Origin of the sequence: Bacillus sp. JJ634 (assembly GCF_036962285.1) — a bacterium.
GTDB classification, from domain to species: domain Bacteria; phylum Bacillota; class Bacilli; order Bacillales; family DSM-1321; genus Peribacillus; species Peribacillus asahii_A.
On the sequence record NZ_JBALMU010000121.1, the window covers coordinates 16,458 to 28,064 of the forward strand.

The following is an 11,607-nucleotide window of genomic DNA, read 5'->3' on the forward strand; positions in this document are numbered from 1 at the left end:
TCCTCCTTAGTACTGTTCAAGTTGTAACACCGCTTCAATTAAGCTTTGTGTAAATGGATGCTGCGGGTAATCAATCACATCCTCTGTCTTACCTTCTTCCACAATTTCACCTTGGTCGAGTACAATCAAACGATCACAAAACCCTCGTGTTAGCGCAATATCATGTGTTACAAATAAATAAGAAATTTGATGGCACTTCCCCATCTCTTTCATCAATCGTAATAAATCAAATCGTAAGGATGTATCTAACATCGAAGTCGGCTCATCTGCAATAATAAGACTAGGTTGACAAACGAAAGCACGGGCCAGCCCTACACGTTGTCGCTCTCCACCTGATAATTCATGAGGGTAGCGTGACATATAGCTTTCTAGTACTAAAGAAACTTCCGCAAGCGCTTCTCGCACCATTTTTTTACGCAATGCGGCATCGCCCTGTGCAATTTTTTGAATCATTAATGGCTCCATCACTAATTGTTCAATCGTCATACGCGATGATAGAGATTCATAAGGATCTTGAAAAACCATTTGAATCCATTGTGCAGCCTGCCGTCGTTCTTTTGCTTTCATTTGAAGCAAATCTTGACCTTGAAACATAATTTGACCGCTATCTGCTTTCTCGAGTCCAGCGATAATCCGTCCAATCGTACTTTTTCCTGCACCGCTTGCGCCAATTAAACCAATAATTTCTCCTGGGGCTACGGAGAAGGAAACTCCCTTCAACACCGGCTCGTTTTTCCTACTAGAACTTCCCCGACTATAAGTTTTCTTTAAATCGCGAACTTGAAGCAACCATTCAGTTGCTTGTTCTTTCCTTTGTACACTATCTTCCTTCATGATTGCTTCACCACCGCTGAAGTTGTTTGTCGAATTCTTGGTATCGAATCGATTAAACGACGAGTATATGGATGATTCGATGTTTCAGCTAATTCTACTGACGGTCCCTGGTCAACAATATTTCCGTGCTTCATAATCACTAATCGATTGGTTAAGGTTAAAACAACTGGGAGATCATGCGAGATAAAAATCATCGATACATTCAAGCGCTGCTGTAATTCACGAAGCAATTGAATAATTTCTACTTGCACTTTGACATCCAACCCTGTTGTTGGTTCATCAGCAATAATCAAATCAGGCTCATTGATTAAAGCCATCGCAATGATGACACGTTGACGCATCCCGCCACTTAATTCATGTGGGAAAGCTCGGCCCCATTTCACATCTAAACCAACTTGTTCAAGTATCTCATCTACTTGTCTTTGAACCGATTTTTTATCCACCTTATAATGTGAGAGAACAGCCTCCCCCAATTGTTTTCCAATTGGTATCACTGGATTCAGCGCATTCATTGCAGCTTGTGAAATAAGTGCAATCTTATTCCCACGCAGCTGGCGCAATTCCTCAGAAGACAAACGACTCATATCTTGACCATTAAAGAAAATAGAACCTTTCTCTACAACAGCCGGCGCTTTAAGCTGTTGCATAATCGCGGATACGACAGTTGTTTTTCCACTACCTGATTCGCCAACAAGACCAACTACTTCACCTCGACGCACAGACAAATCAACATGATTCACAGCCCTAACCATTCCTTCACCTTTCGAGTAGTTCACCACTAAATCTTGAACCTCTAAAATAGAAAAGGCAGAGTCGATTATTTCTCCTGATGGTTTTTCTTTTTTTCGTACTGCTGCGGGCTGATAGGCACTTAAACGAGGATTGATTTTCTCTTCTAGGTAATAGCCAATAAATGAAAAAGAAAGAACTGTTAGCACAATACAAATACCTGGAGGAATAATCCACCACATCCATGCTTCTGTTAAAAAAGCACTTCTAGAATTCGCATAGTACAAGATACTTCCCCAACTTTTGGTTAAAGGGTCACCCATCCCTAAAAAACTTAAAGACGATTCCATCATAATCGCGGCATTCATCGCCCCAACAAATTGAGGAATAACAATCGGAAATACACCAGGGAAAATATGCTTCCTAAAGATATACACATTTCCCGCTCCCATCGTTTTGGCAGCTAATACAGGGCCTCGACTACGCAGTGACAATGTTTGCGCCCGTATTTGTCTCGCCTTACCAGCCCACATTACAAGCGTAATGACAAAAATTTGTGTAAAAATTCCTGGTCCCAAGTAGACGGCAATCACAATCATGAGCGGAAGAAATGGCAAAGTAAGCGTAATATCCACTAACCGCATCGATAATGTATCGAACCAGCCACCGATATAACCAGATAGAACTCCAATCACCGCACCAATGGTAGTGGCAAGTATAGCCGTTGTAATTCCAATGAAAAGAGAAGTACGCGCACCTTCTACCAACTCTGCTACAATGTCTTGTCCCATATCATTTGTTCCTAACCAATGCTCGGCATTAGGCGCTTCAAATGGCAGTCCTGACTTTTCATCCGCTTCAAAAGGAACGAGATATGGACCAAAGAGTGCTAAGGAAATCATACAAGCTAACAGAATTACCCCAATCCAACCAATCTTTTTTGAACTATTACGCATCTGCTTTATCCTCCACTGTTTTTCTTGTACGGGCACGTGGATCTAAGAGAGGATAGGTTATATCCGCTATAATATTAGCGATAATAACGCCTAATGTAATGACAAGAAAGACACCTTGCATCATTGGAAAATCACGAGCAATTACACTTTCATACAATAGACGTCCAATTCCCGGATACGAAAAAACCGTTTCCACAACAACAGCACCGCCTAACAACGTTCCTAAACTCATCGTGAAATGTGTGTAAACGGGCAGTAACGCATTACGTAAAGCATGATTAAAAATTAGCCTGCGCTTCTTCACACCTTTGACCTCAGCCATCGAAATATAATCTTGACCAAGCGTATCGAGCATAGATGAACGTGTTAACAAAAAATTTGAGCCCATGGTTACAACAGTAATGGTCATCACAGGCAAAACTAAATGACTAAGAAGATCTCTAGCATAAGCCCATGTTCCATCCACTCCTACTGTAGATACAGCTCCATAGGAAGGAAACCAACCAAGCTGTACAGAAAAAACTGCAATTAAGAGCATTCCAATCCAAAAACCCGGAATAGATTGGGCAGTAAGCATCCCTGATAAGAGGAACACATCGCGATGCTTTCCACGATTCCATGCTGCAAAGGCACCGATGGCTACTCCTATCAGGACACTTAATAAAAGAGCAGGGCCTACCAATAACAATGTCCACGGGATACTCGCTGCTAACACTTCTGTTACCGGTAATCCATATTTAATGGAACTCCCTAAATCTAAGTGAAATAAATTCGTTAGATACGTTACATATTGATCCCAAGTCGAGCCGCCTAACCCAAGCTCGTCCATAATCGCAGCTCGTTCTTCAGCCGTTAATTCATTAATACTGCTATCTCCAAAGAAATAGTTAAGTGGATTACCTGGTGCTAGCCGTGGCATGGCGAAATTAATTGTCAATGCCACGAACAACACAAGTCCATACTGTAAAAGTTTCTTTCCAATCGGGAAGGAGAATACATTCATCACGGTTTCCCTCCACGTTACTCTACGATTGTTGCTGGTTTAGCAGCCACTGCATCTCTCACTTCTTGAGGTAAGAAGGAATATTTATTAATAATTCCATATCCTAAAGATTCTACCCATTGATCATATACATCTTTGTTATAAGCAAATTTTTCTTCTGGATAGTAAAGGGCAATACTTGTTGGTTGATTGTTAAATAATGTTTGCATATCAAAGGAAATTTGCTTACGATCCTCAATCGTATTCGCAGCCATCCATTTCTGAATCAACGTATCCATTTCAGGATATTCAAGACCTTTTGTCCATAAATATGCTGAGCGGTGTGACATAATAAATTGATCTGGATCGGCTACACCATGTGGACCAATCAAACCAAGACTTAAATCAAAATCACGTGATTGGAATAAAGTCGCCATTGTTCCAGCATCTAATGTAACCACTTCCACATTAATGCCTACATCTGCAAATTGTTCTTTTAACATTTCCGCAACACGCACATACACAGGTTCACTAGATGATACTTTTAAAGAAAGTTTAAGTTCTTTACCTTCAGGTGTTTCACGCATTCCATCACCATTAATATCTACATACTTCAATTCATCAAAAATACTTTGAGCTTGTTTTGCATTAAACGGCGTACTTAAATTTGGATTCGTCCACGGAGAATCCGGATGTGGATAGCCTTTAAGGCCAGCTGCTCCTTGTCCAAGCAATACTGTATCCACGATACTTTGACGATCAACTGATAAAGACATCGCTTTTCTAAACTTCTCGATATTGAATGGTGCGTTATCATAATTTAGTTTTAATTCAACAATCGATAATGCTGACGTTTCCGCCACTTTCATATTATTAGATTTTACAAATGTGTCTTGTAACTCCGCTGGCACTGTTCTTGCTGAAATATCAATTTCGCCTGAACGGAGAGCATTAAACATTGCTGTTGGATCTTTAATAATTGGCATATTTAGTTTTTGAACTAAAGGTGCTCCCATAAAGTAATCTGTATTTGCTTCGAATTTGTAAGATTGATCTGCTGTATAAGCTACTAGTTTGTAAGGACCTGTTCCTACTGCTAAATCCGTGTATTTACGTGGATTTTTTACATTTTCCCAAATATGTTTAGGCAAGATAGGTAAATCAGCAAATGTAATCGTGTCAAGTGAAGGACATGCATAACCGCACTCAAATCGAATCGTATTTTCATCTTCTAATTCAATCACATCAATTTGTGGTACTTCACTTACATGGTGAGTATGTCGGTTAGCTGGGCCATCACGATAATATTCATATGTAAATTTAACGTCCTCAGCTGTAAAGTCTTCTCCATCATGCCACTTGATTCCAGAGCGAATTTTAACAATCCATGTCGTATCGTCTATTTGCTCGGCAGATTCAGCAAGCCATGGTTGCGGCTTATCGACATAAGGAGATGGAGCAAATAATTTGTCGTATACGAGTTCCGTTAAATAATCCAAGTTCCCTGTATAAATATTCAATGGACCTACATCTGTTGGTAAACCAATTTTTAATTCTTCGACTGTTTGAAGCTCTTCTGACTGCTCTTTATTATCCGTATTTGTTTTCTCTTCCTTAGAAGAACAACCAGCTAAAACAATAGCTAAAACTAGAAAAGTAAATAAAGCATGAAATGATTTACGCAAACCTAAAACCTCCGTTTTCTTTTTTATTGGCTATGTATCATGCATTTCTATGACACAATTCTTCCTCGACTATCCAATGAAAATTAATATATTATCAAGATACCACTTATGATAATGATTATCAATATCGATTAATTGGTAATATATGAATACTACTAGATGTACAAATAGATTGATGTTGCTTGATAAAATATTCCGATGCTATTATTCAAATATTTAATAGTGCTAAAATTCAAACTTTAAATCATAGGCTATGATTATAAAAAAATCCTCAAACTTGAGGATTCTACAATACTTTAAAATGCTCTTTAACTTTTTTACAAAATGCTTGTTCTGTCTGTGTAAGTTCAATGTTCTTCTGAAAAACAATGCCGTTCTTCCGATGAAAACGTAATCCTAATACTCTCTTAGAAATGAGCTGCTGCTGATCGATCTCTTCTCTTACAGCTCCATATGGTAGAAAAGCAATGCCATGCCCCATTTGAACAGCCTGTTTAATGATTTCAAAATTACTCATTTTTAAATAACGTGCATTCACTTCTCGGCTGTTTAATTGATTGATAATATGCTGCTGTAAATAATCGCTATTTGGCAGCAAAATGGTTTCATGATGTAAGTCACGCGTATAAATCACTTTTCTGTTAGCCCAACGATGACTTACTGGGAACACTAATAGCAACTCTTCCTCGAATAAAATAGATACATCATACTGATTACTAATATAATAGTCCTCAGAGTAAATTGGCATGATGGCAAACTTTGTTTGTTTCTCTTGAAGACTTCTTCTTAAATCAGCATAACAGTAGCTATTAATCTCGTAATATTGTTGAGATGTCGAATCAAGTTGCTGTTGACTCATAATTTTTGAAAAGTAATTCTCCGCAATATAGTGACTAACATACACTGGAAATGTTTGCTCATAATAGTCGGCTTTCTTAATCTTTTCTGACGCTTCATCAACAAGATTCATAATTTCCCTCGCATAGTGCAGTAAAATTTCGCCTTGCTTCGTTAACTCTACTTTTTTTCCAGAACGATGAAACAGCTTAGAATTAAAATTCTCTTCTAATTTATTTATATGATGACTAATTGTAGGCTGGGAACAATACAATCGTCGAGCAGCTTCCGTAAAAGAATGACATTCAGCTAAAACAATGAAGGACTCCATTTTCTCTAATATATTCATCTCTACTCCCCTTCTCATAAAGATAAACTTAAATACGATAATGATAATCATTATCATATTTAAGTTTATCAGCCATTGCTTTTATTGTCTATTTTTTATGGAACACCATTCTATATTACTCAATGATTTTCATTACTCTTTGCATCTGTATAAGTTGTGTTTTTTGGTCAACAAGCATCGTTCGTGCAATACGTCTCAAGTCCCCATTATTGGTAAATTGTAAAATCGTAATCTCCATTTCAACCGCTCCTTCATGAAGCGAAATCATTTCTTCTAAAAAATGTCTGTTAATATCCCCTTTAGTTTTAGCTCTTTCCATTTTCTCAATCATTTGTTGAAACGAATCTTTATATACTTCCAAATAAGCTGCTTCCTTTTCTAACTCTATATGGGGATGTTCTTTCATTTCCTTTAACAGTACCTTCATTTTATCTAATTCAATAAGTTGATTATGGACTATCTTTTTGGCAATCTGTTTCACTTCTGAATGATCACTAAACCTCATAATATTTTCACACATAGCAATGGAAGCTTCATGAAGCGGAATCATTTCATACAAGAAATCAAGTGTTGCATCACCAGTGTTCGGAACATCCTCTACCTTCGTTTTCATCATTTGTAAGGCAATACGATAATAATCGAAATACGCTTCTTCCTTTGGACTCACTTTTGCATCAACACTATCTATTAATGCAATCCAAACTATAAGCCCAATCCATAAATGCTTAGTCCACCCTCTCATCTAAGCCCCCCTTATCACTAACTCGATTTTATTATGGAAGAAAAAGATTGGGCTTATACGGAACAAAACGCAAAAGAAAACACGCCGCTGTTACTTGTACAAATTTTACACGTGTGAAAAGCCTGATATAGGAATAGATTAAAATTATTCCCGCCAAACGATACGATTTTATATAATGAAAGAACAAAGAAGCGATTCAATGTAGAGGAGAAAGTAATATGGCCTTAAATTATGATATCGACAAATTAACGAACCTTGGGATTTCCATCGGGATTCTACTCTTATTTTTGTTGTTAAGAAAGATATTTACTACATATATCTTTAAATTCATTTTAAAAATCAGCAAAAAATCGCCGACCAATTTTTTTACACATGTTTTTAATTCTTTTGAACAGCCGATTCGTTGGTTATTCATCATAGTTGGTGTATATGTAGCACTTCGTTACTTCCCTTATTTAGACCAAAAAGATCCATTATTCTTAAAGTTCTTTCGTGCCAGCGTAATTTTTATTATTAGCTGGGGATTATATAATATGTCTTCTGCTTCATCAGTCTTATTCGAAAAGATAAGAGACCGCTTTGATATTAATATGGACCAAATCCTTATCCCATTTTTATCAAAGGGTTTACGTTTTATCATCATCGCGATTAGTTTCAGTATTATTGCCCAAGAGTTTAATTATGACGTAAACGGGTTTGTAGCAGGCTTAGGGCTGGGCGGTCTTGCTTTTGCCTTAGCTGCAAAAGATGCAATTGCCAATTTCTTCGGCGGGATTGTCATTATTATCGAAAAACCTTTTTCTATCGGGGATTGGATTCAAACATCGAGTGTAGAAGGAGTTGTCGAAGATATTACGTTCCGGAGTACTTCTGTTAGAACATTTACTCAAGCATTAGTAACGGTACCAAATGCTGGATTATCTAATTCGGTTATTACAAACTGGAGTAAAATGGGGAAAAGAGGAGTTAGCTTTAACCTGGAAGTAAAATATGATACGCCAAGAAACAAGCTGAAACAAGTAGCCGAAGAAATTGAATATACATTACACAACCACTCAGGTGTTCATAAAGAAACAATTTTTGTGAAATTTGATCAGCTTAATACAAATGGTCTACGGATTTTCGTCTACTTCTTTACTAGCTCAACTGTTTGGGGCGATTATTTAAGGGTAAAAGAAGACATTAATTATGCCATAATGGACATTCTCGAGCAAGAAGGTGTATCACTTGCCTTGCCTATTAGTACCGTTATTGTTGAAAAAGATAAAGCTATACAAACAAATCAAGTGTCAGGTTCATAATAAACAATAATAAACAGGTCCTATTCGTTCTTAGGGCCTGTTTATTCAATTTCCATGAACACCCTATTCAATAAAGGCTCTATCCATCTCCATTGAGCAAAAATTTACCAATAGAATATACAAAAATTACAATTAAAGCATTATAATTGAATAAAAATCGGATAATAAAAAGAACTACATATAAAAGATTTATTTAAATTAAAGAATGTTCGAACATAGGAGGAGAATAAACAATGACTAATCACGAAGAAGTGCGATTAAGACCATTAGAAAGAGAAGATTTGAAATTTGTCCATAAACTGAATAATAATGCTAAAATTATGTCTTATTGGTTTGAGGAACCGTATGAAGCCTTTGTTGAATTACAGGACTTATTCGATAAACATATCCATAATCAAGGAGAACGCCGCTTTATCCTTCAACAAGGAACGGACATTCTCGGTCTAGTCGAGCTAGTAGAAATCGATTATATCCATCGCAGAGCTGAATTTCAGATTATTATTGATCCGAAGTACCAAGGTTGTGGATATTCATTAACCGCTACTCGCTTAGCGATGAATTATGCGTTTTTTATTTTAAATTTACATAAGCTATATTTAATCGTTGATAAAACGAATGAAATAGCTATTCATGTTTACCAAAAGGCCGGCTTTCAAATAGAAGGCGAACTACAAGATGAATTCTTTGTTGCTGGTAAATATCATGATGCATTAAGAATGTGCATCTTCCAAGAACAATATATCGAAATGAAAGAGCAGGAAAATTCCCAAAATTAAGAACATAATATTATGGGTACTGCTACCTCCAAAATTATGTTATCATAATAATATGGTAACGTACTAAAGGAATATTATAATATAGACAAAGGAGAATTTCTTCGAGATGAAACGTATAGCAACTATGATTTTGACTTTAGTAGCTATGTTCTCCATCCTTACAGCTTGCGGTACAGCAGAGGATAAAGGAACAGATCAAAAAGATACTTTAGTTATCGGGATTGACGATCAATTTGCTCCAATGGGCTTCCGAGATGAGAATAATGAAATCGTTGGTTTCGACATTGATTATGCTAAAGCTGCTGCTGAAAAAATGGACATGACAGCTACATTCCAGCCAATTGATTGGAAAACAAAAGAATCCGAACTAAGCAGTGGACGAATTGACCTGATTTGGAACGGATATACAATTACAGATGAACGCAAAGAAAAAGTTCTTTTCACAAAACCATACTTAGAAAATGCACAGGTTGTTGTGACTTTAACCGACTCAAAGCTAAAAAAACTGGATGATTTATCAGGCAAAGTTGTGGGTATTCAAGCTCTTTCTTCTGCATCTGATGCCTTAAATGCTAATCCAATTAAATCAAAAATCAAAACAGTAACAGAGTTTAAAGATAATGTACTTGCACTAAGTGATTTAAAAACAGGCCGTATAGATGCAGTCGTTATTGATGAAGTTGTTATTAATTATTATATGTCTAAAGAAAAAGACACATTTAAACTACTTGACGAATCGCTTGCACCGGAACAATATGGTGTAGGTGTGAAAAAAGGAAATGAAGAATTATTAGAAAAACTTCAAAAAGCACTTGATGAGATGAATGAAGATGGTACGGCTGCTGAAATCTCAGAAAAGTGGTTTGGCGAAGATAAAGTATTAAAGTAAACAGACTGAACAAATTATGACAAAAACAGGATTTCCTCTGGAAACCCTGTTTTGTTTTGGAGGAATCCTTTCATGGCCGATTATTTCAATACAATGATTATGCCTATGCTAGAAGGGGCACAGATGACGATTCTCTTATTTTTGATCGCTATCGCAGCTTCCATTCCGCTAGGCTTTCTACTCACATTAGCTGTAAATAGCCGTTTTAAACCATTATCCTGGCTTGCGCAAACCTATATTTACTTAATGCGCGGTACACCGCTGTTACTGCAATTATTGTTAATTTGTTTTGGTCTGCCGCTTATTCCTGTAATCGGGGAATATCTAATTTTGGACCGCTTCGTTGCGGCTTGTTTAGGTTTTATTTTAAACTATGCAGCGTATTTTGCTGAAATCTTCCGCGGCGGCCTTCTTTCTATTGATAAAGGCCAGTATGAAGCCGCCAAAGTACTCGGTTTAAATAAATGGCAAACGACGACACGGATTATCTTACCGCAAATGTTCCGTATCGCCCTTCCTTCTGTTTCGAACGAATCGATTACGCTAGTTAAGGATACGGCTCTTCTCTATGCTGTTGCCGTACCGGAATTATTACACTTTGCTCAGACTGCTGTAAACCGCGACTTTACAATCGTGCCATTCTTTATCGCGGGTATAATCTATCTCTTAATTACACTCGTCTTAACGATGTTCTTTAAATGGCTCGAAAAACGATTCAAATTCGAATAAAAAGGAGTGGCGAATATGGCTATCATTGAAGTATCCAATCTCAAAAAATCATACGGCAAACTAGATGTACTCAAACAGATTACTTTTGATGTAAATAAAAATGATGTAGTGGCTGTAATCGGTCCCTCTGGTTCTGGTAAAAGTACGATGCTCCGCAGTCTCATTCATCTTGAAGAAATTAACGGCGGCAGCATTCGTGTAACAGGCGACTATTTAGTGAAAGATGGCGTTTATTCAAAAGCGCAGGAAGTTAAAAACATCACTTCCAAAATGGGTATGGTCTTTCAGCATTTCAATCTCTTCCCGCATCTTACGGTAAAAGAAAATTTAGAGATTGCGCCTAAAATGTTAAAAACAGAATCAGTATCAGCTATTCAACAACGAAGTGCTGAGCTCCTCAAGAAAATTGGACTATCTGATCGAGCAACAGCATACCCGGCCAATCTCTCTGGTGGACAAAAACAACGAGTAGCCATTGCCCGAGCACTGATGATGAATCCTGAAATTTTGCTGTTTGACGAACCTACCTCTGCTTTGGATCCCGAATTAACAGGGGAAGTTTTACAGGTTATGAAGGACCTTGCGGAAGAACAAATGACGATGATTGTCGTAACACATGAAATGGGCTTTGCCAAGGAAGTAGCCAATCGAGTCATGTTCATGGATAATGGAGAAATTATCGAATCTGGGCATCCAGAAGAGTTATTTAACAATCCGCAATTTGAACGAACAAAAGCATTCTTAAATCGCAACTTAAAGTAAGAATTGATACTTTTTCATATAATAAGAACGGCAGGG

At 37.2% G+C, this 11,607-nt stretch carries 11 protein-coding genes; 5 read left to right on the top strand and 6 right to left on the bottom strand.

All coding sequences use genetic code 11. The features are described from left to right. Nucleotides 1-6: 6 nt before the first annotated feature. The 6 genes from V7068_RS17205 to V7068_RS17230 all read right to left on the bottom strand — a co-directional run bounded on the left by V7068_RS17205 (nt 7) and on the right by V7068_RS17230 (nt 7,114). Nucleotides 7-834 (bottom strand): ABC transporter ATP-binding protein, encoded by an 828-nt coding sequence (locus V7068_RS17205; protein WP_499713802.1) that lies wholly within the window; start codon nt 832-834, stop codon nt 7-9. Further along, on the bottom strand, nt 831-2,519 hold the full coding sequence (locus V7068_RS17210) for a dipeptide/oligopeptide/nickel ABC transporter permease/ATP-binding protein (protein WP_499713803.1): 1,689 nt from the start codon (nt 2,517-2,519) through the stop codon (nt 831-833). The genes V7068_RS17205 and V7068_RS17210 overlap by 4 nt, the downstream gene beginning before the upstream one ends. After that, a complete protein-coding gene (locus V7068_RS17215; RefSeq protein ID WP_499713815.1) occupies nt 2,512-3,522 on the bottom strand; it encodes an ABC transporter permease in 1,011 nt (336 codons plus the stop codon). The genes V7068_RS17210 and V7068_RS17215 overlap by 8 nt, the downstream gene beginning before the upstream one ends. A 17-nt stretch (nt 3,523-3,539) precedes the next feature. After that, nucleotides 3,540-5,186 carry an ABC transporter substrate-binding protein gene (locus tag V7068_RS17220; RefSeq protein WP_499713804.1) on the bottom strand — a complete coding sequence of 549 codons (1,647 nt, stop codon included), beginning with the start codon at nt 5,184-5,186 and terminating at the stop codon, nt 3,540-3,542. Nucleotides 5,187-5,472: 286 nt separating this feature from the next. Then, nucleotides 5,473-6,372: a LysR family transcriptional regulator gene (locus tag V7068_RS17225; RefSeq protein WP_499713805.1), complete on the bottom strand. Its 900-nt coding sequence runs from the start codon at nt 6,370-6,372 to the stop codon at nt 5,473-5,475. A 115-nt stretch (nt 6,373-6,487) separates the two neighbouring features. Continuing rightward, nucleotides 6,488-7,114: a DUF305 domain-containing protein gene (locus V7068_RS17230; protein WP_499713806.1), complete on the bottom strand. Its 627-nt coding sequence runs from the start codon at nt 7,112-7,114 to the stop codon at nt 6,488-6,490. 218 nt (nt 7,115-7,332) lie between these two features. Here V7068_RS17230 and V7068_RS17235 point away from each other — a divergent pair, with 218 nt between their 5' ends. The 5 genes from V7068_RS17235 (at nt 7,333) to V7068_RS17255 (ending at nt 11,571) form a co-directional block, all read left to right on the top strand. Further along, on the top strand, nt 7,333-8,415 hold the full coding sequence (locus tag V7068_RS17235) for a mechanosensitive ion channel family protein (protein ID WP_499713807.1): 1,083 nt from the start codon (nt 7,333-7,335) through the stop codon (nt 8,413-8,415). A 233-nt stretch (nt 8,416-8,648) separates the two neighbouring features. Next, entirely contained in the window at nt 8,649-9,191 is a 543-nt protein-coding gene (gene speG / locus V7068_RS17240; protein ID WP_499713808.1) for a spermidine N1-acetyltransferase, read from the top strand. A gap of 106 nt (nt 9,192-9,297) precedes the next feature. Beyond that, nucleotides 9,298-10,080 carry an amino acid ABC transporter substrate-binding protein gene (locus tag V7068_RS17245; protein WP_499713809.1) on the top strand — a complete coding sequence of 261 codons (783 nt, stop codon included), beginning with the start codon at nt 9,298-9,300 and terminating at the stop codon, nt 10,078-10,080. A 72-nt stretch (nt 10,081-10,152) separates the two neighbouring features. Continuing rightward, nucleotides 10,153-10,809, top strand: a complete 657-nt coding sequence (locus tag V7068_RS17250) for an amino acid ABC transporter permease (protein ID WP_499713810.1) — start codon at nt 10,153-10,155, stop codon at nt 10,807-10,809. 15 nt (nt 10,810-10,824) lie between these two features. Next, complete coding sequence (locus V7068_RS17255; protein WP_499713811.1) at nt 10,825-11,571, top strand: amino acid ABC transporter ATP-binding protein; 747 nt, start codon at nt 10,825-10,827, stop codon at nt 11,569-11,571. Nucleotides 11,572-11,607: the final 36 nt, after the last annotated feature.

Bases quoted from the DNA above. Each gene is read 5' to 3' on its own strand.
- V7068_RS17205 (WP_499713802.1), bottom strand. From the start codon at position 834: ATGAAGGAAGATAGTGTACAAAGGAAAGAACAAGCAACTGAATGGTTG.
- V7068_RS17210 (WP_499713803.1), bottom strand. From the start codon at position 2,519: ATGCGTAATAGTTCAAAAAAGATTGGTTGGATTGGGGTAATTCTGTTA.
- V7068_RS17215 (WP_499713815.1), bottom strand. From the start codon at position 3,522: ATGAATGTATTCTCCTTCCCGATTGGAAAGAAACTTTTACAGTATGGA.
- V7068_RS17225 (WP_499713805.1), bottom strand. From the start codon at position 6,372: ATGAATATATTAGAGAAAATGGAGTCCTTCATTGTTTTAGCTGAATGT.
- V7068_RS17230 (WP_499713806.1), bottom strand. From the start codon at position 7,114: ATGAGAGGGTGGACTAAGCATTTATGGATTGGGCTTATAGTTTGGATT.
- V7068_RS17235 (WP_499713807.1), top strand. From the start codon at position 7,333: ATGGCCTTAAATTATGATATCGACAAATTAACGAACCTTGGGATTTCC.
- speG (WP_499713808.1), top strand. From the start codon at position 8,649: ATGACTAATCACGAAGAAGTGCGATTAAGACCATTAGAAAGAGAAGAT.
- V7068_RS17245 (WP_499713809.1), top strand. From the start codon at position 9,298: ATGAAACGTATAGCAACTATGATTTTGACTTTAGTAGCTATGTTCTCC.
- V7068_RS17250 (WP_499713810.1), top strand. From the start codon at position 10,153: ATGGCCGATTATTTCAATACAATGATTATGCCTATGCTAGAAGGGGCA.
- V7068_RS17255 (WP_499713811.1), top strand. From the start codon at position 10,825: ATGGCTATCATTGAAGTATCCAATCTCAAAAAATCATACGGCAAACTA.